31 protein-coding genes are annotated in these 23370 nt (G+C 74.0%); 7 read left to right on the forward strand and 24 right to left on the reverse strand.

Annotated elements, in window-relative coordinates; translation table 11 throughout:
- Nucleotides 1-9 precede the first annotated feature (9 nt).
- From DQ241_RS07850 to DQ241_RS07870, 5 genes are read right to left on the reverse strand one after another with little or no spacing between them, the layout of a single operon-like run.
- On the reverse strand, nucleotides 10-1008 hold the full coding sequence (locus tag DQ241_RS07850) for a GNAT family N-acetyltransferase (RefSeq protein WP_113829631.1): 999 nt from the start codon (nucleotides 1006-1008) through the stop codon (nucleotides 10-12).
- Between the two features lie 45 nt (nucleotides 1009-1053).
- Nucleotides 1054-1422: a VOC family protein gene (locus DQ241_RS07855; protein ID WP_233492302.1), complete on the reverse strand. Its 369-nt coding sequence runs from the start codon at nucleotides 1420-1422 to the stop codon at nucleotides 1054-1056.
- Entirely contained in the window at nucleotides 1419-1808 is a 390-nt protein-coding gene (locus DQ241_RS07860; RefSeq protein ID WP_199584197.1) for a VOC family protein, read from the reverse strand. The genes DQ241_RS07855 and DQ241_RS07860 overlap by 4 nt, the downstream gene beginning before the upstream one ends.
- Nucleotides 1805-3001 (reverse strand): MFS transporter, encoded by a 1197-nt coding sequence (locus DQ241_RS07865; RefSeq protein ID WP_113829632.1) that lies wholly within the window; start codon nucleotides 2999-3001, stop codon nucleotides 1805-1807. Before DQ241_RS07865 ends, DQ241_RS07860 begins: the two co-directional genes overlap by 4 nt.
- The gene (locus tag DQ241_RS07870) at nucleotides 3001-3897 is read right to left on the reverse strand and encodes an amidohydrolase family protein (RefSeq protein WP_199584199.1); all 897 of its coding nucleotides are present in this window, start codon (nucleotides 3895-3897) and stop codon (nucleotides 3001-3003) included. The genes DQ241_RS07865 and DQ241_RS07870 overlap by 1 nt, the downstream gene beginning before the upstream one ends.
- Nucleotides 3898-4017: 120 nt before the next feature.
- Here DQ241_RS07870 and DQ241_RS07875 point away from each other — a divergent pair, with 120 nt between their 5' ends.
- The gene (locus DQ241_RS07875; protein WP_113829633.1) at nucleotides 4018-4356 is read left to right on the forward strand and encodes a YciI family protein; all 339 of its coding nucleotides are present in this window, start codon (nucleotides 4018-4020) and stop codon (nucleotides 4354-4356) included.
- Nucleotides 4357-4377: 21 nt separating this feature from the next.
- Here the strand turns inward: DQ241_RS07875 and DQ241_RS07880 are convergent, their stop codons facing one another.
- From DQ241_RS07880 to prfB, 5 genes are all read right to left on the reverse strand, one after another.
- Nucleotides 4378-5298, reverse strand: a complete 921-nt coding sequence (locus DQ241_RS07880) for an NADP-dependent oxidoreductase (protein ID WP_113829634.1) — start codon at nucleotides 5296-5298, stop codon at nucleotides 4378-4380.
- Complete coding sequence (gene smpB, locus DQ241_RS07885) at nucleotides 5295-5771, reverse strand: SsrA-binding protein SmpB (RefSeq protein ID WP_113829635.1); 477 nt, start codon at nucleotides 5769-5771, stop codon at nucleotides 5295-5297. Before smpB ends, DQ241_RS07880 begins: the two co-directional genes overlap by 4 nt.
- A gap of 104 nt (nucleotides 5772-5875) precedes the next feature.
- On the reverse strand, nucleotides 5876-6769 hold the full coding sequence (gene ftsX, locus DQ241_RS07890) for a permease-like cell division protein FtsX (RefSeq protein WP_113829636.1): 894 nt from the start codon (nucleotides 6767-6769) through the stop codon (nucleotides 5876-5878).
- A gap of 47 nt (nucleotides 6770-6816) precedes the next feature.
- Entirely contained in the window at nucleotides 6817-7506 is a 690-nt protein-coding gene (ftsE, locus tag DQ241_RS07895; RefSeq protein ID WP_113829637.1) for a cell division ATP-binding protein FtsE, read from the reverse strand.
- Nucleotides 7507-7685: 179 nt separating this feature from the next.
- A complete protein-coding gene (gene prfB / locus DQ241_RS07900; RefSeq protein WP_113829638.1) occupies nucleotides 7686-8798 on the reverse strand; it encodes a peptide chain release factor 2 in 1113 nt (370 codons plus the stop codon).
- Between the two features lie 45 nt (nucleotides 8799-8843).
- Here prfB and DQ241_RS07905 point away from each other — a divergent pair, with 45 nt between their 5' ends.
- Nucleotides 8844-9131, forward strand: a complete 288-nt coding sequence (locus tag DQ241_RS07905; RefSeq protein ID WP_113829639.1) for a DUF6343 family protein — start codon at nucleotides 8844-8846, stop codon at nucleotides 9129-9131.
- A gap of 3 nt (nucleotides 9132-9134) precedes the next feature.
- Here the strand turns inward: DQ241_RS07905 and DQ241_RS07910 are convergent, their stop codons facing one another.
- On the reverse strand, nucleotides 9135-10907 hold the full coding sequence (locus tag DQ241_RS07910) for a bifunctional diguanylate cyclase/phosphodiesterase (protein WP_113829640.1): 1773 nt from the start codon (nucleotides 10905-10907) through the stop codon (nucleotides 9135-9137).
- 115 nt (nucleotides 10908-11022) lie between these two features.
- Nucleotides 11023-11352, reverse strand: a complete 330-nt coding sequence (gene cutA, locus DQ241_RS07915; protein WP_113829641.1) for a divalent-cation tolerance protein CutA — start codon at nucleotides 11350-11352, stop codon at nucleotides 11023-11025.
- Nucleotides 11353-11420: 68 nt separating this feature from the next.
- On the opposite strand from cutA, the gene DQ241_RS07920 reads away from it, so the two are divergent.
- Entirely contained in the window at nucleotides 11421-11657 is a 237-nt protein-coding gene (locus DQ241_RS07920; RefSeq protein ID WP_113829642.1) for a hypothetical protein, read from the forward strand.
- Nucleotides 11658-11679: 22 nt separating this feature from the next.
- On the opposite strand, the gene DQ241_RS07925 is transcribed toward DQ241_RS07920, so the two are convergent.
- The 3 genes from DQ241_RS07925 to DQ241_RS07935 are packed head-to-tail and all read right to left on the reverse strand — an operon-like array spanning nucleotide 11680 to nucleotide 14166.
- Nucleotides 11680-12471, reverse strand: a complete 792-nt coding sequence (locus tag DQ241_RS07925; protein ID WP_113829946.1) for an MBL fold metallo-hydrolase — start codon at nucleotides 12469-12471, stop codon at nucleotides 11680-11682.
- Nucleotides 12468-13331 (reverse strand): alpha/beta hydrolase, encoded by an 864-nt coding sequence (locus DQ241_RS07930; protein WP_113829643.1) that lies wholly within the window; start codon nucleotides 13329-13331, stop codon nucleotides 12468-12470. The genes DQ241_RS07925 and DQ241_RS07930 overlap by 4 nt, the downstream gene beginning before the upstream one ends.
- 13 nt (nucleotides 13332-13344) lie before the next feature.
- Nucleotides 13345-14166, reverse strand: coding sequence for an alpha/beta fold hydrolase (locus tag DQ241_RS07935; RefSeq protein WP_113829644.1), 822 nt, complete (start codon nucleotides 14164-14166; stop codon nucleotides 13345-13347).
- Nucleotides 14167-14387: 221 nt separating this feature from the next.
- Here DQ241_RS07935 and DQ241_RS07940 point away from each other — a divergent pair, with 221 nt between their 5' ends.
- Together DQ241_RS07940 and DQ241_RS07945 are read left to right on the forward strand one after the other, a co-directional pair.
- Nucleotides 14388-15359 (forward strand): helix-turn-helix domain-containing protein, encoded by a 972-nt coding sequence (locus DQ241_RS07940; protein ID WP_113829645.1) that lies wholly within the window; start codon nucleotides 14388-14390, stop codon nucleotides 15357-15359.
- 42 nt (nucleotides 15360-15401) lie between these two features.
- Nucleotides 15402-16364 (forward strand): hypothetical protein, encoded by a 963-nt coding sequence (locus DQ241_RS07945; protein ID WP_113829646.1) that lies wholly within the window; start codon nucleotides 15402-15404, stop codon nucleotides 16362-16364.
- Between the two features lie 3 nt (nucleotides 16365-16367).
- Here the strand turns inward: DQ241_RS07945 and DQ241_RS07950 are convergent, their stop codons facing one another.
- Nucleotides 16368-16700, reverse strand: a complete 333-nt coding sequence (locus tag DQ241_RS07950; protein WP_113829647.1) for a hypothetical protein — start codon at nucleotides 16698-16700, stop codon at nucleotides 16368-16370.
- Between the two features lie 218 nt (nucleotides 16701-16918).
- Between DQ241_RS07950 and DQ241_RS07955 the strand changes: the two genes are divergently transcribed.
- Complete coding sequence (locus DQ241_RS07955; RefSeq protein WP_233492337.1) at nucleotides 16919-17851, forward strand: endonuclease/exonuclease/phosphatase family protein; 933 nt, start codon at nucleotides 16919-16921, stop codon at nucleotides 17849-17851.
- Nucleotides 17852-17957: 106 nt separating this feature from the next.
- Entirely contained in the window at nucleotides 17958-18170 is a 213-nt protein-coding gene (locus tag DQ241_RS07960; RefSeq protein ID WP_113829649.1) for a hypothetical protein, read from the forward strand.
- 34 nt (nucleotides 18171-18204) lie between these two features.
- Here the strand turns inward: DQ241_RS07960 and DQ241_RS07965 are convergent, their stop codons facing one another.
- The 8 genes from DQ241_RS07965 to DQ241_RS08000 form a co-directional block, all read right to left on the reverse strand.
- Nucleotides 18205-18669, reverse strand: coding sequence for an SRPBCC family protein (locus tag DQ241_RS07965; RefSeq protein WP_199584201.1), 465 nt, complete (start codon nucleotides 18667-18669; stop codon nucleotides 18205-18207).
- 52 nt (nucleotides 18670-18721) lie between these two features.
- Entirely contained in the window at nucleotides 18722-19189 is a 468-nt protein-coding gene (locus DQ241_RS07970) for a hypothetical protein (RefSeq protein WP_113829651.1), read from the reverse strand.
- A complete protein-coding gene (locus DQ241_RS07975) occupies nucleotides 19186-19599 on the reverse strand; it encodes a TadE family protein (protein ID WP_233492303.1) in 414 nt (137 codons plus the stop codon). The genes DQ241_RS07970 and DQ241_RS07975 overlap by 4 nt, the downstream gene beginning before the upstream one ends.
- Complete coding sequence (locus DQ241_RS07980) at nucleotides 19592-19801, reverse strand: hypothetical protein (protein WP_113829652.1); 210 nt, start codon at nucleotides 19799-19801, stop codon at nucleotides 19592-19594. The genes DQ241_RS07975 and DQ241_RS07980 overlap by 8 nt, the downstream gene beginning before the upstream one ends.
- A gap of 19 nt (nucleotides 19802-19820) precedes the next feature.
- A complete protein-coding gene (locus tag DQ241_RS07985) occupies nucleotides 19821-20762 on the reverse strand; it encodes a type II secretion system F family protein (RefSeq protein WP_199584203.1) in 942 nt (313 codons plus the stop codon).
- Nucleotides 20759-21622: a type II secretion system F family protein gene (locus DQ241_RS07990; protein WP_113829653.1), complete on the reverse strand. Its 864-nt coding sequence runs from the start codon at nucleotides 21620-21622 to the stop codon at nucleotides 20759-20761. Before DQ241_RS07990 ends, DQ241_RS07985 begins: the two co-directional genes overlap by 4 nt.
- Nucleotides 21619-22839: a CpaF family protein gene (locus tag DQ241_RS07995; protein ID WP_233492304.1), complete on the reverse strand. Its 1221-nt coding sequence runs from the start codon at nucleotides 22837-22839 to the stop codon at nucleotides 21619-21621. Before DQ241_RS07995 ends, DQ241_RS07990 begins: the two co-directional genes overlap by 4 nt.
- A gap of 114 nt (nucleotides 22840-22953) precedes the next feature.
- Nucleotides 22954-23352: a nuclear transport factor 2 family protein gene (locus tag DQ241_RS08000; protein ID WP_113829654.1), complete on the reverse strand. Its 399-nt coding sequence runs from the start codon at nucleotides 23350-23352 to the stop codon at nucleotides 22954-22956.
- Between the last annotated feature and the right edge of the window lie 18 nt (nucleotides 23353-23370).

Below are 23370 nucleotides of genomic sequence, written 5' to 3' on the forward strand. Positions count from 1 at the left end.
CGCCGCACCCTAGCCAGTGGCCGCGGGCGGGAGCGGCACCGACCAGGAGACGCGGGTGCGGGCGGTGCCGAAGCCGAGGCCCTCGTAGAGGCGCAGCGCTCCGGTGACGTTGTCGCTGTCCACCTCGAGGGCGGCGCTGGCGCACTCGTGCCCGACCGCCTCCCGCAGCGCGGTGGCGATCATGGCCGAGGCCAGCCCCCGGCCGCGGGCCGCGGGTAGCACGCCGATCTGGCCGAAGTGCACCTCGCGGTACCCGCGGGCCTCGGTGTCGGCCTCGAACACCGAGGCGAGCACGTAGCCGACCACGGCGCCGTCCTCGAGGGCGAGCACGGAGAGGTCGGGCCGGAAGGCGCGGGTGCCGGTGAACAGCCGCCGCCAGGTGTCCGGATCCCGCTCGCTCGAGCCGTGGTGCTCGGTGAACGCGGCGTTGTGCGCCCGTCGCACCTCGTCGTCACGCGCGGCGTCGAAGGGCACCAGGCGCACGCCGTCGACCGGGCGGGGCTCGGGCAGCGCGTGCAGCGAGCGCTCCATCGACCGGTACCAGCGCTCGGCGGTCAGCCCGGCGCGGGCGGCCAGCCGCTCCAGCGCCGGCATGGTGCCGTGCACCTCGACGACCAGGCGGGTCGGCACCTCCGGGTACCGCTCGGCGCGCAGCTGCGCGCCGCGCGCCAGCTGCCAGTCCAGCAGCGCCCGACCCAGGCCGCGGCCGCGCAGATCGGGCCGCACCCGGCCCTCGAGGTAGATGCGCTGCTCGTCGCGGTAGGTCGGGGAGGCCAGCACCGTCGCGTAGCCGGCCAGGGCACCGTCGTCGTCGGTGACGGCCACCCCGTCGCGGCGGAAGTCGATGCCCCAGCCGCTCCACCACTCGCTGATGTCGTCGGCGTCGGGGAACTCGCCGGTGTCGTCCACCTGCTCGGCGGCGACCAGCAGGTCGGCCACGGCGGGGACGTCGTCGGCGGCGAGGGGCCGGGCGGTGAAGCCCTCGGGGAGGGACGGGAGGGCGGGCACGGGCGGAAAGGCTAGGGACGCCGGCCCGCCGGGGTCCACCCCGTTTCAGCGCACCCAGAGGCAGAACGGGTGCCCGGCCGGGTCGAGGCACACGCGAACGTCGTCCTGCGGCTGGAACTCCGCCACCCGCGCCCCCGCGGCCACTGCCTCCTCGACCGCGGCCGCCAGGTCGTCGACCTCGATGTCGAGGTGCAGCTGCATGCGCGGATCGCCGTCGGAGGCCGGCCACACCGGCGGTACATGGTCGGCCTCGTACTGGAACGAGAGCCCCGCGCCGCCGTCGGCCGGCCGCAGCGTCACCCACTCCGGCTCGTCGTCGGCCAGCGGCCAGCCGAGCAGCCGCTGGTAGAACAGCGCCAGGCCCTTCGGGTCCGGCGTGTCCAGCACGGTGCCGGTGAGCAGGAAGCGGGTCACCGCCCCTCCTTCGGCCCGTGCGGGACGAACAGGCAGAACACGTGGCCGTCGGGGTCGGCGAAGATCCGCACCATCTCGTCCGGGTCGTCGTAGCCGCCGATCCGCTCGGCCCCCGCCTCGACCGCGAGCGCGCACGCCGCGTCCAGGTCGTCGACCTCGAGGTCGAGGTGCAGCTGCATCTGCTGGGTGCCCGGCTGCGGCGGCCACACCGGCCGGACGTGGTCGGCCTCCAGCTGGAACGACAGCCCCGGGCCGTCGCCCGGACGCAGCGTGGCCCACTCGGGGGTGTCGTCGCGGATCGGCCAGTCGAGCAGCCGCTGGTAGAAGCGGGCCAGCGCCCGGGGGTCGGGGGTGCCGAGCACGGTCGCCGTCAGCCGGATGCTCATGCCGCCACCCTGCCCTGCGCGACCGCGGGCCGCACGGCACCGACCGCCGGCGCACCGACCGCGAGCGCCACCAGGACGACCAGCATCGCCCGCAGGATGCCGGTGGCGTCGGCGAGGAAGCCGATGAGCGGTGGCCCGGCCAGGAACGCGGTGTAGCCGATGGAGCTGACCACCGACACCCGGGCCGCCGCCCGGGCCGGCTCGTCGGCGGCGGCGCTCATGCCGACCGGGAAACCCAGCGCCGCGCCGGCGCCCCAGAGCACAGCACCGGCCAGCGCCACCGGCGCGCTCGGCGACAGCACGAACAGCACCACGCCGGCCAGCGCCGCGACCGCGCCCGCCCGCAGGACGGGGACGCGGCCGTAGCGGTCGAGCAGCGTCGTCCCGACGATGCGGACGGCGGTCATGGCCGCCACGAAGATCGCGAACCCGGTGGCGGCCAGCACCTCCCCCGCGCCGTACCCGTCGGTGAGGCCGACGGCCAGCCAGTCGTAGGCGGTGCCCTCCGTGAAGGCGAAGGTGAGCACCAGCAGGCCGAGCAGCAGCGTGCGAGGCTCCCGCCAGGCCCGGCTCGCCCCCGACCGGCTCCCCGCCGTCTGATCGGGCGCCTCCTCGACCGGGAGGAAGGACCGGGTGGCGACGGCGAGCGCGGCGAGCACGAGCACCGCGGTCACGACCAGCTGGGCGGCCAGTGAGACCTCGAGCGCCGCCGCCGCGGCCCCACCGAGCCCGCCGGCCACCGTGCCGAGGCTGAACCCGGCGTGGAAGCGAGGCATCACCGCCCGCCCCAGCCGGTGCTCGACGTCGGCGCCCTCGACGTTCATCGACACGTCCCAGAAGGCGATGCCGGCGCCCAGCAGGAACAGGCCCAGGGCGGCGAGCGGCGCGCCGCCCGCGGTCAGGCCGGCGGCGAGGACCAGCATGCCGGTGACGCTGACCGAGCCGCCGCAGAACGCGCTGCGTGCGGGGCCGAGCCGGTGCACCACCGCGCCCGACGCGGGCAGGGCGAGAACCGACCCCAGCGAGGCGCACAGCAGGAGCAGCCCGAGCCGCGAGCTGCTCGAGCCGAGCTGGTCGCGGGCCGCCGGGACCCGCGAGATCCACGAGGCGATCGCCAGGCCGTTGATGGTGAACGCCGCCCCGACGGCCACCTTGGCCCGCTCGACCGCTCGCGGCGCCACCGTCGCGGTCATCAGCCCTCCAGGTCGAACAGGCGGGCGCCGTTCTCCCACAGCACGGCGCGCAGCCACTCCTCCCCCAGGTCCAGCCGGTGCAGCGCCTGCAGCTGGTGCGCGTACGGGTACGGGATCGAGGGGAAGTCGCTGCCGAGGAGCACCTTGGCACGCAGCGCCGACAACCGCGGCCGGTCGGCGGGATCGAAGGGCATCAGCCGCTCGGTGAAGTCGGTGGCGAACATCGTGGTGTCCAGGTGCACCCGCTCGTACCGCTCGGCGAGGTCGAGGAACTCCCGGTACTCGGGCATGCCCAGGTGGGCGATGACCAGCCGCAACCGCGGGAAGCGCTCCAGCAGCCCGGTCATCGGCGCGGGGCCGGTGTGCTCGCCGGCCAGCGGCCCGGAGCCGCAGTGGATGACCACCGGTGTGCCGGTCTCCTCCAGCCGCGCCCACACCGGGTCGAGCAGCGGGTGCCGCGGGTCGAACGCGCCGACCTGCACGTGCACCTTGAAGATGCGCGTGCCGCGGTCGAGCGCCTCGGCGACGTAGCCCGGCGCCTCGGGCTCGGGGAAGAACGTCGCCGACCGCAGCACCTGCGGGTGGTGGGCGGCGAAGTCGTGCGACCAGTCGTTCAGCCAGGCGGCCATGCCCGGCTTGTGCGGGTACGGCAGCGTGGGGAAGGCCCGCACGCCCAGCCGATCGAGGACGGCGAGCCGCTCCTCCACGGGCAGCCGGTAGGCGACCGGCCACTCGGTCCCGTAGTGGGTGCCGGCGGCCTCGAAGTAGCGCCACACCTTCGCCTGCACCGGCTCGGGCAGCACGTGCACGTGGACGTCGACCAGCCCTGGCAGCCCCAGCTCCCGCCAGTACCGCGGGACGTCGGCGTCGTCGACCGGTGCTGCCACGCTGCCCACGACCCGACCGTATCGACCGAGCTCAGAACGCGACGACTCGGCCGCCGATGAGTTCCGCCGACCCCGCCGGTCATGCGCGACGAGTGGCGGCGAGAGGCCGCCCGGACGACGAGGAGCGGCATGCCCCGGTACCTGATCTCGTTCGACGAGGGGTCGATGACCTTCCCGGCCGAGGACCTGCCTGACGTCGCGCGGGCCTCGATGACGGTGGTCGAGGAGGCCAGGGGCGCGGGCGTGTGGGTGTTCGGCGGCGGGGTGCAGGACCGCGAACCGGACGTCGTCGGCACCGACGGTTCGGTCACCCGCGGCCTGTTCCCCGAGGGCAAGGCGCACGTGGGCGGGTTCGCGGTCGTCGACGTCCCCTCCCGCGAGGAGGCGCTGCGGTGGGCGGCGAGGATCGCCGTCGCCTGCCGCTGCGCGCAGGAGGTGTGGGAACTCATGCCGGAACCGGAGTTCTGACCGGGACGACCCACCCGCTGGTCAGAGCGTGACGACGACCTTGCCGCGCACGTGACCGCCGGCCACCAGCTCCTGGGCCTCCGCCGTCCGCTCCAGCGGGAACGCCTTGGCGACGGCGACGCGCAGCTGCCCGGCGTCGGCCATGCGGGCCAGCTCCTCGAGGTCGTGCCGCTCCGGGCGGACGAACACGTAGCGCCCGCCCATCTCGTTCACCGACGGGTCGACGACGCTGGCGACGCGGGAGAGGTCGCGCACCTGCTTCGGGGCGTCGGCCAGCGAGTCGCCGCCGTTGAGGTCGAGCACGGCGTCGACCGGCTCGGACAACTGCTCGCTGATCGGGCCGGCCGAGTAGTCGAGCACCTCGGCGGCGCCGGCCTCGGTGAGGAAGCCGTGGTTGCGCGGGCTGGCGGTGCCGATGACGTGCGCGCCGAGCGCGACGGCGATCTGGACGGCGAAGAAGCCGACGCCGCCGGCCGCGCGGTGCACGAGCACGCGGTCGCCCTCGCCGACGGCCAGCGCCTCGGTGAGCGCCTGGTAGGCGGTGAGCCCGGCCAGCGGCACGGCCCCGGCCTCGGTGAACGACAGTGACTCCGGCTTGTGCGCCAGGCAGCGCTGCGGCGCGGGCACCAGCTCGGCCGCCGTCCCCCACTGGACGTCGTCGCGGCGCAGGTAGCCGAAGACCTCGTCGCCGGGCGCGAAGTCGACGACGGCGGGGCCGACGGCCTCGACCACACCGGCGAGGTCCCAGCCCGGGACGATCGGGAAGTGGTGCGGGAAGAACCCGGCGAGGCCGCCCTCGCGGATGCCGATGTCGACCGGGTTCACGCCCGCGGCACGGGTGCGGACCAGCACGGTGTCCGGGCCGACCGGCGGCTCGGGGAGGTCGTCGCGCAGCTGCAGGACCTCGACCCCGCCGAAGCGGTCGTAGGCGATACCCCTCACCGGCGTCCCTTCACGTAGCGGCCGAACGCCTTCTGGATCTCGCGGCGGGAGTCCCGCTCGGCGAGGTCGTGCCGCTTGTCGTAGGACTTCTTGCCCTTGGCCAGTGCGAGGGTGGCCTTGACCTTGCCGTCCTTGAAGTACATGTCGAGCGGGACGAGCGTGAGCCCGCCCTCCTTGATCTTGCTGACCAGCTTGTCGATCTCGCCCCGGTGCATGAGCACCTTCCGCTTGCGGCGCGGCGTGTGGTTGGTCCAGGTGCCCTGCACGTACTCGGGGATGTGGACGTGCTGGAGCCACACCTCGCCGTCGTCGATCGAGGCGAAGCCGTCGACGAGCGAGGCCCGGCCGGCACGCAGGCTCTTCACCTCGGTGCCGGTGAGCACCAGGCCCACCTCGTACTGGTCGAGGATCGAGTAGTCGTGCCGCGCCTTCTTGTTCTGGGCGATGAGCTTGCGCCCCTGTTCCCGCGGCATGACCCCAGGCTACTGGCCCCCCGCAACGACGATCATGGAGCTGTGACCACCGGGTCGGGCCCGGGCGTGGTCACGGCTCCATGATCGTCGGCAGGGCGAACTGGCTACAGCCGCACGTACAGCCGCAGGGTCACGTAGGAGGCCACCGCGGCCAGGCCCACGCCCGCGGCGGTGATGATCGCGCCGGTGGTGGCGATCTGGCCCCAGTCGACGCCGGTGATGATCCCGGCCTTGATCGGCCCGGCCAACGTCTTGTCGACGAACAGGATCTTGGTCAGCACCAGACCCCCGACGGCGAGCAGACCACCGATGAGCCCGGCCACCGCGGCCTCGAGGATGAACGGCAGCTGCGTGTACCAGCGCGAGGCGCCGACCAGCCGCATGATGTTGGTCTCGTTGCGGCGGTTGAAGGCGGCCAGCTGGATGGTGTTGGAGATCAGCAGCAGCGCGGCGAGCGCCTGGACGACGGCCACGGCGAGGGTCGCGTTGCGGGCCCCGTTGAGCAGGCTGAACAGCCGGTCGAGGAACTCCCCCTCGTCGCGCACCTGGTCGACGCCGTTCTCCCCGCTGGGGAACGCCTCGGCGATGACCGGGTAGCGCTCGGGGTTGACCAGCTCGACGCGGAAGCTCTCGGGCAGCGCGTCCGGCGGCGTGTTCTCGACCAGCTCGGGCTGCTGGCTGAACTGCTGCTGGAAGCGCTCGTAGGCCTCTTCCTTGGTCTCGTAGATGTAGTTCTTCACCTCGGTCGACGAGTCGAGCTCGGCGCGGATCGCGTCGCGCTGCTCGTCGGTGACGTCGTCGGTGAGGAAGATGGAGACCTGGACCTTGTCGTAGTAGATCTCCTTCATCTTCGGGATCATCCCGCCGGGTCCGCCGATGAGCAGACCGACGCCCATGAGCCCGAGCGAGATGGCCGTGGTGAGGATCATCGCGACCGTCATGGTGAGGTTGCGACGCAGCCCGGTGGCCACCTCGGAGAGCACGAAGTTGACGCGCATGGATTCCCTGTCGTGGAGTTCGGAGAGGCCCGGTCAGCGGGGCGCGGTCAGCGGCCCACGCCGTAGACGCCGCGCGACTGGTCGCGGGTGAGGACTCCCCCGTTGAGCTCGATGACGCGACGGCGCATGGAGTCGACGATGTGGTAGTCGTGCGTCGCCATGATCACCGTCGTGCCGGTGCGGTTGATCCGCTCGAGCAGCAGCATGATGCCCTCGCTGGTCTCGGGGTCGAGGTTGCCGGTGGGCTCGTCGGCCAGCAGCACCAGCGGACGGTTGACGAACGCGCGGGCGATCGCCACCCGCTGCTGCTCGCCACCGGAGAGCTCGCTGGGCAGCCGGTTGGCCTTGCCCTCCAGCCCGACCATCTCCAGCACCTCGGGCACCACCCGCCGGATCGTGCGGTGCGGCTTGTTGATGACCTCCAGGGCGAACGCCACGTTCTGCGCGACCGTGCGGTTGCGCAGCAGGCGGAAGTCCTGGAAGACGCAGCCCATCGTGCGGCGGAGCTTGGGCACCTTCCACTTGCTCAGCGTGTTGAGCGTCTGGCCGTTGACCTTGATGGTCCCGGAGGTGGGGTCGTCCTCCTTCAGCAGCAGCCGCAGGAAGGTCGACTTGCCCGAACCGGAGGACCCGATCAGGAAGACGAACTCGCCCTTGTCGATCTCCGTCGACACGTCGTCCAGGGCCGGCCGGCCGCTGGCCGGGTAGAGCTTGGTGACGTGTTGCATTTCGATCACGAGGCGCCACGGTACTAGTCCCGAGGCCCTCCACCGGGCGTTCGCCACGGAACTACCGGGAGTCGTTCTCGCCCTGTGTCACGACGTCGGGGCGAACCACGCGGACGACGGTCACGGACGGTTGCGTCCGGCTCCGATCCGGCCGCGATTCGTGAGGTCCCCTACACCCGCCCCGGCGCTCAGGGGGCGGGCACCGTCTCCTGCTGGCGGCGCCAGCGGATGCCCGCCTCGATGAAGGCGTCGATGTCGCCGTCGAGGACCGCCGTCGTGTTGCCGGTCTCGTAGTCGGTGCGCAGGTCCTTGACCATCTGGTACGGGTGCAGCACGTAGGAGCGCATCTGGTTGCCCCAGCTGCTGCCCTCGCCCTTGAGCGCGTCCATCTCGGCCTTCTGCTCCTGCTGGCGCACGACCAGCAGCCGGGCCTGGAGCACGCGCAGGGCAGCCGCGCGGTTCTGGATCTGCGACTTCTCGTTCTGGCAGGACACCACGATCCCGGTGGGGATGTGCGTCATCCGGACGGCGGAGTCGGTCGTGTTGACGCTCTGGCCGCCCGGGCCCGACGACCGGAAGACGTCGACCCGGATCTCGTTCTCCGGGATGTCGACGTGGTCGGTCTGCTCGACGACCGGCAGCACCTCGACACCGGCGAACGAGGTCTGGCGGCGGCCCTGGTTGTCGAACGGCGAGATGCGCACCAGCCGGTGGGTGCCCTGCTCGACCGAGAGCGTGCCGTAGGCGTAGGGCACCTTGACCGAGAAGGTGGCCGACTTGATGCCCGCCTCCTCGGCGTAGCTGATGTCGAGCACCTCGGTCGGGTACTTGTGGCGCTCGGCCCACCGCAGGTACATGCGCATGAGCATCTCGGCGAAGTCGGCGGCGTCGACGCCACCCGCCTCCGAGCGGATGGTCACCAGCGCCTCGCGGGAGTCGTACTCCCCCGACAGCAGCGTGCGGACCTCCAGCTCGTCGATCGACGCGCGCAGGCTCTCCAGCTCCCGCTCGGCCTCGGCGGTGGTCGCCTCGTCGCCCTCCTCGGCGGCCATCTCGTGCAGCAGGCCGACGTCCTCGAGCCGGCCGCGCAGCTCCTCGACCCGGCGCAGGTCGCCCTGCAGGTAGGAGAGCCTGGAGGTCAGCGCCTGGGCGGCCTCGACGTCGTCCCACAGGTCGGGGGCGGCGGCCTGCTGCTCCAGGTCGGCGACCTCCCGGCGCAGCTGGTCGACGTCGAGAACGGCCTCGATCGACGTGAGGGTCGAGTTGAGCTCGTCCAGGACGACGGAGAAGTCAGCTGCCACGTCTAGCCAGGGTAGTGCGCTCGCGCCAGGGGTAGTCACCGTGCCGTGGACGAGCCGCGGCGACCCCGCTCCCGGGAGGACTACGAGCGCGGCCTCCCCGGCTACCACGACCCCACCGCCGGCTTCGGTGGCGCGGCGCCGGCGCAGTCGGCGCTGACGCTGCGGCTGGTGCTCGCCCTGTTCGGGCTGGTCGTCTGCCTGGCGGGCGGCATCGGCTGGCTGGCCACCGACCTGCCGGCGTGGCCCGGGGTGCTGCTGCTGGTCGCCGCCGCGGTCGCCGTCGTGGACCTCGTGGTGATCATCCGCCGGAAGGCGCGCGGCGAGCCGGGCTGAGGGTCAGGCCCCCGACCGGGCGTAGCGCTCCGCGGAGGTCTCGCGCAGCCAGCGGGCCAGCTCGCCGGCCGCCATCGGCCGGGCGATGTGGAAGCCCTGCGCGAACGTGCAGCCCAGCGCGGAGACGACGGCGAGCTGCTCGGCGGTCTCCACCCCCTCGGCCAGGCTGCGCATCCCGAACGCCTCCGCGAGCCCCACGACCGCGCTGATCGCCGCGGCGGACTGGCTGGTCAACCGGTCGGCTCCGGCGACCAGGCTGCGGTCGATCTTGAGCGACCCCGCCGGCAGCGACATCAGCTGGCTGATCGAGGAGAACCCGCACCCGAAGTCGTCGATGGAAACCTCCACGCCGCTCACCCGCAGCTGGGCGAGCTGCGCCGCGGCCGCGACCGGGTCCTCGGCGACGCTGGTCTCGGTCAGCTCCACCACCAGCCGGTCGGCGGCCAGCCCGGACCCCGCCAGCGCGGAGGCGACGTCGTCGACCAGCGTGCCGCCGGCGAAGTGCTCGGCGGCGATGTTCACACCGACGATCAGGGGCAGGCCCTCGGCCTCCCACGCCACCGCCTGCCCGGTCGCGGTGCGCAGCACCCACCGGGTCAGGTCGGGCATGAGGTCGTGCTGGGCGGCGAGCTGGACGAAGTCCGACGGCGGCAGCAGCCCGCGTTCGGGGTGCTGCCAGCGGACCAGCGCCTCCACGCCGGTGCAGCGGCGGCTGGGCAGGTGCAGGATCGGCTGGTAGTGCAGGACCAGCTGGTCGCCGGCGATCGCGTCCCGCAGCTCCGCGGCCAGCTGCATCTTCTGCTCGGCAGCGGTGCGCAGCTCCGGGCTGAACACGCGGACCCTGCCCCGCCCGGCAGCCTTGGCCGCGTACATGGCCAGGTCGGCGTCGCGGACCAGATCGGTGGACCGGACGCCGCGCCGGACGCCGCGCGCGGTGCCGGCGATGCCGATGCTCGCGCCCAGCCGCAGGCTGCGACCGCCCAGGAGGAAGGGCTCCTCGAACGCCGCGTGGCAGCGGGCGGCGAGCACCTCGGCGCCGTCGGTGTCGCAGTCGCGGCACAGGACGACGAACTCGTCGCCGCCGAGCCGGCCCACGGTGTCCTGTCCGCGCGAGGCCCGGAGCAGCCGGGCCGAGAGCTGGCGGAGGAGCTCGTCACCGACCTCGTGCCCGAGGGAGTCGTTGACCGTCTTGAAGCCGTCGACGTCGAGGAACAGCACCGCCACGGCGGGACGGTCGGGGCGCTGGAGCTCGCGGTCGATCAGCTCGTGCAGGTGGGCGCGGTTGGGCAGCTCGGTGAGGTGGTCGTGCCGGGCCTGCCAGGAGGAGGCGCGCTCGGCGAGCACCCGCGCGGTGACGTCGGTGTGCGTGACGACGACGTGCCCGCGGCTGCCGACCCGGGTGGCCTGCACGTGGAACCACAGCCGCCCGCCCCCGCCGCCCGGGCTGGGCATCGAGCGGTCGATGGACACCTCGGTCCGCAGACCGGCGATCAGCTCGCGCAGCTCCGAGACGAGCGTGCGGCCCTCCGGGTCGTCGGCGAGCCCCACGGCCTCGGCGTAGTAGTCGGCGCCGGGCCGGATCGCCACGCCGTGGTCGCGCCCGTCCTGCTCCCAGGCCCGGTTCACCATGACGATGACGCCGTCGGGGTCGAGCACCACGGTGGGCGAGGGCAGCGCGTCGACGATCGCCGCGACCAGCCCGGCGTCCCGGGCGCGAGTCGCCTCGCTCTCCGGCACGTCGAGCGGCGGCTGCACGTCGCCCGCGTCTGCTGCCACGTCTCCCCCGGCCTCGAGGGGCACCTCGCCGGTGCCCTGTCCCGTTCCCTATCGGCAACCGTGACCGCGCCCACAGGTCGCCAGGAGGGTTCTCCCCGCAAAGGGTGAGCGGCAATCAGGCGGGCGCGACCGTCTCCTCCGCGATCCAGGCGAGGTAGTCGGGGTTGCCGCCCACCAGCGGCAGGGCGATCACGCAGGGGACGTCGTAGGCGTGCAGCTCGCGGACCCGGGCGGTCACCGCGTCGACCAGCGACCGCCGGGTGTGCAGCGCGACCCGCGCCTCGGCCTCGTCGTGCACCGCGCCCTGCCACCGGTAGACCGACCGGATCGGGGCGATCTGGTGCCCGCAGGCGGCCAGCCGCTCCTCGACGAGCGTGCGCGTCAGCCCGGCCAGCCGGCCGGCGTCCGCGGCGGTGACCACGACCTCGCAGAACTCCTCGTCCACGCCGGCATCCTCGCGCCTTCCGGGCTCGCCGCGCGTATCGCGGGGCCGGCCCGGGGTAGGGGTCGGCCATGACCGACGACATGACGTGCGAGATCGACGGCGAGGAGTACGTGCTGCGCCGGGACGGCGAGGGCCTCCAGGTGGGCCGCCGGGTGGCCGGCGACGTCGCCTGGCTGGACACGGTGGACCCGGGCCTGCTGCCGGACGCGGCGCGGGCGGCCCTGGAGTCCGGCGACACCTCCGACCAGGCGCTGCTGACCGCCGTCCGCGGCGTGGTGCAGGCCGAGGTCCAGCGCGGCGGCTGAGCGGACCGGTGCCGGCGGCCGCTCAGGCGGCCGCCAGCACCGTCGGCTGCCCCAGTGGCAGCCACCGGAAGAGCCGGCGCAGCTCCTCCGGCGCCTCGGCGATCTGCCGCTCCGCCGCGGTCCGCCCCTGCCGGAAGTGCGACCACCCCTCGTAGTGGACGGGCACGACCGTCGCCGGGCGCAGCTCCCGGCACAGCTCCACCGCCTCCCGGCCGGTCATCGAGTACCGCAGCGGGCCGCTGACGGGGAACCGCACCCCGCCCAGGTGCAGGACCGCGGTGCGGACGTCGAAGCGCCGGGCCACCTCGCGCACCCCGTCGAAGAACACGGTGTCGCCGGAGATCCACAGCACGCCGTCCGGGTCCGGCAGGTGCAGCGCGAACCCCACGACCTCGCCGACGACCGGCCGGCTCAGCGGCGGACCGTGCCGCGCCGGCGTGGCGGTCACCTCGATCGGTGCCCGGCCGGGCGCGGTCAGCGTCGTCGTCCCCCAGGGCGGCAGCCCCCGCGCGTGCCCGCCGAGCCGACGGGCGCCGGGCTCGGTGGTGACCACGGCGCCGGCTGCGGCCAGGAGCCCCCGGCCGGCGTCGTCGAGGTTGTCGGCGTGGTGGTCGTGGCTGAGCAGCACCGCGTCCACCGGCAGCACGTCGTCGGCCGGTACCGCCGGGCCGGTCACCTTCCGCGACGACGTCCCCCAGCCGAAGGCGTACCTCCGGCCGGCGGCGTCGAACGTCGGATCGGTGAGCAGCCGCCAGCCACCCACCTCGATCAGCAGCGTCGGGCCGCCGACGTGCGTGAGCCGCAGGCCGGTCACTGCGCCCCGGCGGGCTCGGGCCTCGTGCCGGCGTGCGCGACCGCCCACTCCAGCGCGACGTCGGCGATCTCCTGCCAGCCCTCCTGCGCCGGGAGCAGGTGCGCGAAGCCGGGGTACTCGCGGTGCTCGACCACGCCGGTCGTGTAGTGCTTGACGTTCGACCGCTGCACGCTCGGCGGCATGATGTGGTCCTCGGTGCCGGAGATGAACAGCAGCGGCGCGCGGTCGGGCCGGGCGTAGTCGACGGCGGCGTCCTGCGGGCCGGGCATGAAGTTGGCGAGCACGGAGCTCCACAGGATCCGTCCCGAGGCCGGTACGTGGTACCGCTGGTAGAGCCGCCGCGACTCCTCCTCCGAGAACGTGTTGGTGAACGCGTAGCGCCACTGCTCCTCGCTGAGCCCGACCGCGCGGTGCCGGTTGGCCGGGTTCTTGAACGCCACGAAGGTCGACCGCAGCTGCGACAGCGGCAGCACCCGCACGCCCTCCGTCGGCGCGGAGTTGAGGACGACGGCGGAGGCGCCGTAGCCGCGGTCGAGGAGCAGCTGCACGAGGGTGCCGCCGGCGGAGTGGCCGATGAGGATCGGTGGCTTCTCCAGCGCCTCGACCACCGCCGACAGCGACTCGACGATCGGGGGCAGGGTCAGCTCGGCGATCGGCGTCGGATCGGCGTTGAGCGCCTCCACCTCGACCTGGAGGCCCGGGTAGGCGGGGGTGATGACGCGGTAGCCCTTGGCCTCGTAGTGCGCCTTCCACTCCTCCCAGCTGCGGGGGGTCACCCAGAAGCCGTGGACGAGCACGATGGTGTCCGGCGCACCGGGGACCGGGCCCGAGGACGCGCGCGGGGTGGGGATCTCGGTCATGCCGGTTCTCCTCTCAGGCCCGCGCGAAGGCGAGCAGATCGGCGTTGAACTCCTGCTCGTGCGCCCCGGTCAGGCCGTGCGGCTGCCCGGGGTAGACCTTGAGCTCGGCGTTCTTGAGCAGCTCCGCGGTCTTGGGCGCGGAGTCGGCGAACGGCACGATCTGGTCGTCGTCGCCGTGCGCGACCAGCACCGGGACGTCGATCTGCGCGAGGTCGTCGGTGAAGACCGTCTCGCTGAACTGCGCGATGCAGTCGTGGGCTGCCACGAGGCCGGCCATCATGCTCATCCGCCAGAAGTCGTCGATCACGCCCTGCGGCAGCTCGACGCCGTCCCGGTTGCCGCCGTAGAAGGGCACGGCGAGCTCCCGGTAGTACTGCGACCGGTTGCCCAGGACACCGGCGCGGATCTCGTCGAAGACCGCCATCGGCAGGCCGTCCGGGTTCGCCTCGGTGCGCAGCATGGTCGGCGGGATCGCACCGAGCAGGACCACCTTCGCGACGCGCGCCGTCCCGTGCCGGCCGACGTACCGGGTGACCTCACCCCCACCGGTCGAGTGGCCGACCAGGATGGCGTCGTGCAGGTCGAGCTCCTCGATCAGCCCGGCGAGGTCGTCGGCGTAGGTGTCCATGTCGTTGCCCTGCCACGGCTGGTCGGAGCGGCCGTGCCCCCGCCGGTCGTGCGCGATGGCCCGGAAGCCGTTGCTCGCCATGTGGAACAGCTGGCCGTCCCAGGCGTCGGCGCACAGCGGCCAGCCGTGGCTGAAGACGACGGGCTGCCCGCTCCCCCAGTCCTTGTAGAAGATCCGGGTGCCGTCGGCGGTCGTGGTGGTGGGCATCGCTCCCCCTCGGTGGATTCGGCTGTCGGCCATCCGATGCGGCGAACCCTGGCAGCGGACCGGCTCGGCTGATCGGCTGTGCGTGCAGACCTCCGGCCCCTGGGTGCACGGTGGCCCGTGCGCGAGGCGGTTCCTGGAGAGGCGGTCGTCTGCGAGGCTGGTCGGCGCGTTCGACGGGGAGCGCGACCGGGCCGTGCACGTCCCTCCACCGGGAGACGCCGATGCTGCTCCTCGACACCGCCGCCGTCGCGCCCGAGCACCGGGTGAGCGCCTTCCGGGGGGCGTTCGACCTCGCGTCGGTGCCCTGCCGCATCGAGCACCTCGGTCCGGACGAACGGGTGCACTCGCGCATGCACCTGTGGCAGTTCGGCAGGGGGAACGTGTTCAGCACCGACGCCTCGGGGTTCCGGCTGGTCCGCACGCCTCGGCACGTGCGGATGGAGAGCCCGCAGATCGTGGCGCTGGCCGTGCAGACGCGGACGGTGGCCCGGTTCAGCCAGTTCGGGACCGACCACGTGGTGCGGCCGGGCCAGCTCATGCTCAACGACCTGACCGCCCCGTACGGCTTCTCCTGGTCGGGGACGGGCGGCTCCCGCGCCTTCCAGGCGCCGGTCGAGCAGCTCGGCCTGCCGCTGCCGGTGGTGCGCGCGGCGGCCCTGCGGCTGGCCGCCAGCCCGCTGCACGACCTGGTGCGCGACCACCTGGACCGGCTGGCTCGCGAGGGCGACGTGCTGGCCGCCGGGCCGGGAGCGGCCGCCCTCGGGACGGCGACCGTCGAGCTGGTGCGCGCGCTGCTGGTGTCCGCCGCCGGGGACACCGCGCTCGCGCCGGCGGTCCGCGCGGAGACCCTGCTCAGCCGGGTCCTGACCTACGCCGGGCAGCACCTGGGCGAGCCGGATCTGGGACCGGCCCGGTTGGCCGCCGTGCACAACGTCTCGCTGCGCCAGCTCTACAGCGCCTGCGCCGCCGGCGGCGTCCGGCTCGAGCAGTGGCTGATCGAGCAGCGGCTGGAGGCGGCGCGGGCGGAGCTGGCCTCCCCCTCCGGGCGGCGGCGCCCGGTCGCCGCGGTGGCCCGTTCGGCCGGCTTCGCCGACCCCAGCCACTTCGCACGCCGTTTCCGCGGCGCGTTCGGGGTGAGCCCCCGCGAGTGGCAGCGGGCCGCCGCGGAACGGCGGTCTCCCCCCGAGGGGTGAGATCCCGTCAATCCCCACTCCGGGGTACCCGATGGATCGGGCATGGAGCTCCGTCCGCGCCGTCACCTGCGCCGCACCGCGCTGGCCGCCCTCGTCCTCGCGGGCGCCGCGCTGACCGCCGCGTGCCAGTCGGCGATCGCCGCTCCCGCGGCACCGGACGACGTCGTGACCGGCACGCCCGTCGTCGTCACGGGCGTCGACTGGAAGGCCGTCGCCTACGACGCGGCGGGCTGTCCCAGCCGCGAGGCGTGGCTCGCCGACGGCCTGCCGGCCGCCGACTGGGACGACGCCACCGTGACGACGACGTCCGCCGACGTCACCTCGGACGGGCGGCCCGAGACGCTGATCGCCCTCGCCTGCCCCGCAGCCGTGTCCGCGCCCTCGCAGCGGGTCGTCGTCCTCGACCTGTCCGGTTCCGCCCCGCGTCCGCTCGGCGTGCTCGGCGGCGAGCTCGGCTTCTCGGCCGTGGACGTCGCCGCCGGACCCGGCACCGTGACGCTGACCGGGCCGACGGTGGGCGGCGACGACCCGACCTGCTGCCCCACGCACGAGGGCACGCTCGTGCTGCGCTGGACCGGGAAGGGCTTCGCCGTCGACTCGCGGATCGAGACTGCCTCCGCCGGCCCGGCCCTCCCCGACGGCGAGCACGTCGGCGTGCTCCGCTCCGCCGCCACCGGCACGGTCGAGGTCGACCTGGTCGAGTGGTTCGAGGGCGACGACGCCGCCGCGGCCTGCACCGAGGACGGCGTCACCGACCTCGGGGTCGCCTGGTGCACCCAGTACTACGTCCGCGACGCCGACGCCGCGGTGACCGCCCTGCCGGTGCGGGACGGCGCGCGGCTGGCCTACCTGGACCTGGCCGACCTCACCCAGGTGCCGGTCGCCGGTGCCACCGACCTGGTCGGCACCTCGGCGCTGCCCGCCGACCCGGAGGCCGCCACCTACGTGCGGCTGACCACGGTCGGCGGGAGCGTCACCGCGCTCGAGGGCGTCTTCACCCCCTGACCCTCACACCGGCTGGAAGTCCCGGCCCTCGCTGAACCAGGTGGCGCGGCTGGTCGGGTGGTTCAGGTCGCGGGTCTCGCCGGCGAGGTGGAACCCGGGGAGCGCGAACTTGTTCGGCCTCAGGTCGCCGGTGTACTGCCCCTTCGACCCGTCGCTCCAGACGATGGTCATGTCCAGGTGCGTGCCGCGGACGACCCCCGCCGTGGGGTGCAGGCTGAACACCCGCCCTCCGGAGTGCGACGCCTGCACGTCGAGCTGGTCGCCGCGCTGCGCGACGTTCACCGCCACCCGGAACCCGTTGCTCTGGACGATGTCCCACCGGCCGTCGACTCGCATGGCTACCTCCCTCGAGGGTCCGGCGCGGGGGCAGGGACCGGGTCGCGTCGGTGGATCCCGCCTGCGTGGCTGCCCGACCCTCAGAGGGCGGTACCGGGCTCCTGGATGCGGTCGCGCGGCGGCTCGACCCGCGCCGGCCGTCCCGGATCTACCCTTCCCCCGACGGCCGGGCAGGTGCCCGTCCTGCCCCCGTCGTGGGGGCCGCGGTGTTCACCGTGATGACCTGGAACGTGGAGAACCTGTTCCAGCCGGAGCCGGACCAGCAGGCGGACTTCGACGCGAAGGTCGACGCGCTCTGCGGCGTGATCGCCGACGCGGCGCCGGACGCCGTCGCCCTGCAGGAGGTCGGCGACGAGGAGTCCTTCGAGCTGCTCCGCTCCCGGCTCGGCGACGACTGGGGAGGGGCGCTGGCGACGCGGTTCGAGAAGAGCCACCCGATCCGAGTCGGCTGGCTCTCACCGCACCCGCTCGTCGACGTCGCGGAGGTGGTGGACCTGCCGGCGTCGCTGTCCCCGGTGAAGGTCGCCGACGACGGCCGGACGATCCGGCAGCTGGGCCGCGGGGCGCTGGCGGTGACCTGCCGGACCGGCGACGACGCCGAGGTGCGGGTGCTGACCGCGCACTTGAAGTCCAAGCTGCTCAGCTTCCCCGGTGGGCGATTCAGCACCGGCGACGAGGACGAGCGGGCGCGCTACGGCGTCTACGCCCTGAACCGGCGGGCGGCCGAGGCCGCGGCGGTGCGGGAGTGGGTGACCGACGAGCTGGCCGGGGACTGGGCCGGCGGGCCGCTGCTGGTGTGCGGCGACCTCAACGACACGACCGACGCCGCGACGAACCAGCTGCTGCTGGGGCCGCCCGGGTCGCAGTTCGGCACGGGCGGGTTCGACCGGCCCGACCGCGGCGATCGGCAGCGGCTGTGGGCGGCCGGCCACTGGATGGACCCACCCGACGACTGGTCGCGGATGCACGAGGGACGGCCGGAGCTCATCGACCACGTGCTGGTCTCGCACGCCCTGGCCGCGTGCCTGAGCGAGGCGCGGACCGTGCCCATCGACGTCCCCAGCATGGGTTCGCGGCCGCAGCTGACGGCCCGGGCGGCGGGCGAACCGCCGTCCGACCACCGCCCCGTGGTGGTCCGCTTCGACCTGTGACCGCTCAGCCGTCGACGGCCGGCGGTGGTCCTCCTCGGACGGACCGCAGCGCGATCGGCAGACGTCCGCAGTCAGATCGTCACATCGCTCCGGCAGGCTCTCGCCCATGACGGCGACCCTCTCCGCGACGACCACCTACGCTGCCTCGGCGGCCTTCTCCCCGGACGCCGCGTCCCTCGGGCACGCCGTCGCGCGGCCGGTCGTCGATGGCCTCGACCAGTCGGTCTGCGGCGTCCTGGTGACCGTCCGCGCCGACGAGCACTGGGTGGCCGAGCCGGGCAGCGACCGCTGCGCGGAGTGCCTCCGCATCACCGGCTGAGGGACGCGGTCGTCCCCTCGGTCCCGGGAGCCGCTCAGCCGGCCTCCGCGATCCGCCGCACCGCCTCCAGAGTTGCCGGGATGCCCTCGTGCGCCATGCGGGTCCGCTCGGCGATCTGGTTGTCGGCGTCCTCGCCGTAGACCCGGTGGAACCGGGCGATGCCCGCGGGGAGGAACTCCCACGACTCGGTGAGCCGGGTGCCCTCCTCGACCGGCTCCATCGTGAACGCCCAGCGGACGAAGCCCTCGCCGACCACCCAGGCGAACTCCCGGCCGCGGTCGGCGACCACGACCTCGCTGCGGGTCTCCCACGTCCGGCCCGGCACCTCGTTGCGCCCGGTGAACCGCGCGCCGACCCGGGGCGCATCGCCGTCGTCCCACCAGCAGGCCCGGCACACCGGGCTCCACTCGCCGGTCCGCGTCACGTCCGAGACCAGGTCGTACACCGCCTCCGGCGACGAACGGACGACGACCGACGACGCGTGCGCGAGGGTGTCCACGACCCGCATCCTGGCAGCCTGCGTCCGGGCGGTCCGCCCCCGAGGAGCGGGCTCAGCCGTCGACGTAGCGGTCGCGCTCGACGACGAACTGCCCGGTCGCGGTGTTGGCGTCGACGAATTCCGGCAGCATCGGGATCCGCACGGTCACCGTCACGCAGACCGAGAACTCCTCCCCCGGCGTCAGCGTCGGCGTGTAGCCGCCCGCCGCGTCGCAGCCCGCCCCCGCCGGCGCGAACGCCAGCCGCAGGTCCGTCGGCCGGATCGACTGGTCCTCCACCGCCAGCTCAGCCGCCCGCAGCGCCCGCTCCTGCCCGCTCACCGGGTCGGCCGCCGTCCCCATCGCCCGGCCGGCCTCCCGCGCCGCCGCGTTCGCCGCGAACACGCCGCGCTGCACGGCCGAGAACCCGGCGACGACGTAGACCAGCGGCACGAACACCACCAGCGCGATGAAGACGAACTCCACCAGCGCCGAGCCGCGCTCGCCGTCCACCTTGCCCAGCCGGGCGCGCAGCCACCTCACGAGCCCTCCTTCACCGCACGGCCGGTGGCCTCCAGCGGCAGCAGGTCGCCCAGCGACGCCAGCAGCGCCGGCACCGACCCCGAGCAGCGCACGACCACCACGGTCAGCCCGGTGGGATCCGTCTCCTCCCCCGACGAGCACGACAGCCCCCGCGCCGTCCGCTCGCTGGTCGCCCGGCCGACGATCTCCACCGCGCGCCCCGCCCCGGCCGCCGAGTCGACGTCGGCGTTGGCCGCGTACCGGGCGCCCTCCTGCGCGCTGGCGGTCACCACGTTGCGCACGTGCACGTAGACGGCCACCTGCAGCACCGCCAGCAGCAGCGTCATGATCAGCAGCGAGACCATGACGAAGTCGACGACGGCGCTCCCGCGCTCGCCGCCGTCGTCCGCGATCCGTGCCGGCTCAGCCACCAGCGCCGGTGACGGAGTTCAACGCGTTCGTCACCGCGTCGACGATCGCGTCCTGGAAGACGGCGAGGATCGCCAGCACGAGCGCCGCCGTCATCACGGTGATCATCACCCAGCCGGGGACGTCGCCCCGCTCCGGATCGTCGTCGCGAGCCCGCTCGGCGAGCGCCGCCAGGGCGGCGGTCAGGAATGCGTAGGCACGCATGGGTCGTCCTCTCTCCTGCTCACTGCGTGAGCGACACGATGCTGATCAGCCCCGGGTACAGGGCGAACAGGACGGTGACCGGCAGCACCAGGAAGACGACCGGGACCATCATCCCGATCTCCTTGCGGCCGCCGGCCTCGAGCAGCCGCCGCTTGCCGGCCTCGCGGACGTCGGCGGCCTGGGCGCGCAGCACCTCGGCCAGCGGGGTGCCCCGCTCGATGGCGACGAGCAGCCCGTCGATGAAGCGGGCCAAGGGGTCCAGCGAGGTGCGGTCGGCGACCTCCTGCAGGGCCTCCGTCAGCGGCACGCCGGCGCGCGCCCGGCCCAGTGCGCCGCCGAGCTCGCGCGCCAGCTCGCCACCGGACAGCCGGGTGACCCGGGCGATGGCCGCGGTCGGGCTCTCCCCCGCCGTCACCGCGAGGGCCAGCAGCTCGGCGACGACGGGGAACTCGGCGAGCAGCAGCTCCTCGCGCCGCGACACCTGCTGGGTCAGCCACCAGTCGCGGCCCAGGACGCCGCCGACGAGCCCCGCCACGCACAGCAGCCCGGCGGACAGCACGTTGAGGCGACCGGCCGACAGCGAGGCGGCTCCGGAGACGACGACGCCGCCGAGCAGCCCGAGCCCGCCCCAGACCACCTGCTCGACCCGGAAGTCCTCGACGGTCGTCTCCCCGCCGAGCGCGTCGAGCCGCCGCCGGACCGCCGAGCGCCCGCCGAGCACCCGGTCGACCAGCCGGGCGCCGTCGCCGATGGCCGGGCCGAACACCCGGCGCACGGCGGTGAGCAGCCCCGGTTCGGTCGCGGTGCCGAGCAGCCGCGACGGCGGCGGGGTGTCGTGCACGTAGGGCGCCAGCCGGTCGACCAGCCGGACCGACCGGAACGGCGGAGCGAACCGGACCGCCAGGATCAGCCCGCACGCCGCCGTCAGGCCGAGCAGCATGCCGAGCACAGGGCCGCTCACTGCAGCACCCGCACGTCCTCGGGCAGCCGCCCGATCCGCAGCATCACCCGGTAGGCGAGCAGGCAGACCGCACCGCCGGCGACGAGGACGACCGTCCCCGTCGGTGAGTCGTACGCGGTGAGCGTCGTCGACTGGGTCGCCAGCAGGAGCAGCACGATCCACGGAGCCGCCACCGCCAGCCGCGCGGCCGACACCACCCAGCCCTGCCGGGTCTCCAGCTCCGCCCGGGCCCGGGCGTCCTCGCGCAGGAAGGTCGCCAGCGTGCGCAGCACCCGGCCCAGGTCGGTGCCGCCCACCTCGCGGGCCACCCGCAGCGTCTCCACGATCCGGTCCCCCACCGGGTCGGCGAGGTCGTCCTTGAGCCGGTCGAGCGCCTCGGCGAACCGGCCGCTGGAGCGGTAGTGGGCGGCGAACCGGGCGAACGGCGGGCGCAGCACCTCCGGCCCGCGGGTGGCCAGCGCTCCCAGGGCCTCGGGGAGGGAGAGCCCGGCCCGCACGGCCGACGACAGGTTGTCGACCACCTCGGGCCACACCTCCCGCAGGTCCGCGCGCCGCTTGCCCGCCAGCCGGCGCACCTGGGCGTGGGGCAGCAGGACGCCGAACAGGCCGAAGACGAGGCTGACGGTCACCGTGCCGGTGGCGAGGAGGACGACGACGAGGACCACGACGCCGAGCCCGATCTGCAGCGCGAGCAGCTGTGCGGCGTTCATGCCGGTGAGCCCGGCCGCGGCGATCAGCTGCTGCCGCCGACCCGCGCGGCGCACCGTCGAGGACCGCTGCGGCGCCCGCGGCCCGCTGCGCCAGATCAGCAGCAGGCCGATGCCGAGGAGCAGCCCCAGCAGCGCACCGGACTCCGTCATGCCAGCAGCCCGGCGAGGTCGAAGCCGCGGGCGGCGAACCGGTCGGGGTGCGGCGGGAAGCCCTCGGCGCGGACCAGCCGCCCGTCCCGGGTGGTGAACACGTCGGCGGTCTCGACGACCCCGCCCTCGGCACGACCCGGCAGCGCCACGATCTCGCGCACCCGGCGCTGCCCCGACGGGTCGGTGCCGACGTGGACGACGAGGTCGACGCTGGAGGCGACGGTGGGCACCACGAACGACGTGCCGATGTTCTCGCCGGCCAGCAGCGGCAGGGTGCACATCTTCACCACGGCCTCGCGGGCGCTGTTGGCGTGCAGCGTGCACATGCCGGGCAGGCCGGAGTTGAGCGCGATCAGCAGGTCCAGGCACTCCTCCTGGCGCACCTCGCCGACGACGATCCGGGAGGGCCGCATGCGCAGCGCCTCCTTGACCAGCCGGCGCAGCGGGATCTCGCCCGCGCCCTCGAGGTTGGGCTGGCGGGTCTGCATCGCGACGACGTCGGGCAGGGGCACCCGCAGCTCGAAGACCTCCTCGCAGGTGATCACCCGTTCCCGGGCCGGGATCGCCGCGCAGAGGCAGTTGAGCAGCGTCGTCTTCCCGGCCTGGGTGCCGCCGGAGACCAGGATGTTGAGCCCCGCGGCGACCGCCGCCTCCAGGAACCGGGCGGCCTGCGAGGTGATCGTGCCGAGCGCGACCAGCTCGTCGAGGGAGTGCGCCTGCAGCACGAACTTCCGGATGTTGACCGCCATGTGCCGGCGGGTGATGTCCGGGATGACCACGTGCAGCCGCGAACCGTCGGGCATCATCGCGTCGACGAACGGGGTCGACATGTCGATCCGTCGACCCGAGGTGCGCAGCATCCGCTCCACCAGGTCGGCCAGCTCGCCCGGCGCCAGGATCGTCGTCGTCAGCTCCGAGCGGCCCCGGCGGGCCACGAAGACGCGGCCCGGCTCGTTGACCCAGATCTCCTCGACCTCGGGGTCGTCCAGGAAGCGCTGCAGCGGCCCGAACCCGGCCACCCGGTCGAGCACGTCGCGGACCACCGACTCGACGTCGCCGATCGGCGGCAGCGCAGAGGTCAGCGCCCGCTCGGAGTAGTCGGCGACGACGTCGCGCACCAGCACCCGCACCGGAGCCGGGTCGGTGAAGGGGTCCAGGCCGCGCCGGCGGATCAGCTCGCGGACCTCGCCGTCCACGACGTCCAGAGCGCTCGCCACGCCCGGGACTGTAAGAGAACCGCGCAGTCCGAGGCCCGGTGCCGACCGGTTCCTGTGGACGACGGGAGCGAGCTCCACCCGGCCGGGTGAACGGGCGCGGTCGACGGCCGCCGCTCAGGCGGGGCGGGAGCCGTCCGGAGCGATGACCACGCGCCCGTGCTCGTCCGCGACCGTGTAGTGGATGGTCTGCACCCGGATCCGGCCGTCCTCGATCAGGTACGAGTCGGCGCCGTCGCGGATCCGGAACGGCCCCTCGTCGACCGTCCACTCCAGGAACGCCATCCGGTCCTCGACCAGCTGCGTGGTGTAGGTCCACCGGCCGCTCGGGATCTCCGACATCAGCTGCCGGGCCAGCTCCCGCACGCCCTCGTGACCGCGGAACACCCCGCGCCCGGTGAGGACGACGACGTCGTCGGCGACGTTGCGGGCGAGGTCGCCCTCCAGGTCTCCCTCGTCGGCCGCCCGCAGGTGGTCCTCGTACACCTCACGGGCGGAGCGGGCAGCGAGATCCATGACGACCTCCCGGGTCCG

Origin of the sequence: Blastococcus sp. TF02A-30 (genome assembly GCF_003319185.1) — a bacterium.
Taxonomy (GTDB): domain Bacteria; phylum Actinomycetota; class Actinomycetes; order Mycobacteriales; family Geodermatophilaceae; genus Blastococcus.

Bases quoted from the DNA above. Each gene is read 5' to 3' on its own strand.
- DQ241_RS07980 (WP_113829652.1), bottom strand. From the start codon at position 19,801: ATGCGTGCCTACGCATTCCTGACCGCCGCCCTGGCGGCGCTCGCCGAG.
- DQ241_RS07860 (WP_199584197.1), bottom strand. From the start codon at position 1,808: ATGAGCATCCGGCTGACGGCGACCGTGCTCGGCACCCCCGACCCCCGG.
- DQ241_RS07945 (WP_113829646.1), top strand. From the start codon at position 15,402: ATGGAGCTCCGTCCGCGCCGTCACCTGCGCCGCACCGCGCTGGCCGCC.
- DQ241_RS07875 (WP_113829633.1), top strand. From the start codon at position 4,018: ATGCCCCGGTACCTGATCTCGTTCGACGAGGGGTCGATGACCTTCCCG.
- DQ241_RS07930 (WP_113829643.1), bottom strand. From the start codon at position 13,331: ATGACCGAGATCCCCACCCCGCGCGCGTCCTCGGGCCCGGTCCCCGGT.
- DQ241_RS07920 (WP_113829642.1), top strand. From the start codon at position 11,421: ATGACCGACGACATGACGTGCGAGATCGACGGCGAGGAGTACGTGCTG.
- DQ241_RS07990 (WP_113829653.1), bottom strand. From the start codon at position 21,622: ATGACGGAGTCCGGTGCGCTGCTGGGGCTGCTCCTCGGCATCGGCCTG.
- DQ241_RS08000 (WP_113829654.1), bottom strand. From the start codon at position 23,352: ATGGATCTCGCTGCCCGCTCCGCCCGTGAGGTGTACGAGGACCACCTG.
- DQ241_RS07950 (WP_113829647.1), bottom strand. From the start codon at position 16,700: ATGCGAGTCGACGGCCGGTGGGACATCGTCCAGAGCAACGGGTTCCGG.
- DQ241_RS07940 (WP_113829645.1), top strand. From the start codon at position 14,388: ATGCTGCTCCTCGACACCGCCGCCGTCGCGCCCGAGCACCGGGTGAGC.
- smpB (WP_113829635.1), bottom strand. From the start codon at position 5,771: ATGCCGCGGGAACAGGGGCGCAAGCTCATCGCCCAGAACAAGAAGGCG.
- DQ241_RS07935 (WP_113829644.1), bottom strand. From the start codon at position 14,166: ATGCCCACCACCACGACCGCCGACGGCACCCGGATCTTCTACAAGGAC.
- DQ241_RS07960 (WP_113829649.1), top strand. From the start codon at position 17,958: ATGACGGCGACCCTCTCCGCGACGACCACCTACGCTGCCTCGGCGGCC.
- ftsX (WP_113829636.1), bottom strand. From the start codon at position 6,769: ATGCGCGTCAACTTCGTGCTCTCCGAGGTGGCCACCGGGCTGCGTCGC.
- DQ241_RS07955 (WP_233492337.1), top strand. From the start codon at position 16,919: ATGACCTGGAACGTGGAGAACCTGTTCCAGCCGGAGCCGGACCAGCAG.
- DQ241_RS07865 (WP_113829632.1), bottom strand. From the start codon at position 3,001: ATGACCGCGACGGTGGCGCCGCGAGCGGTCGAGCGGGCCAAGGTGGCC.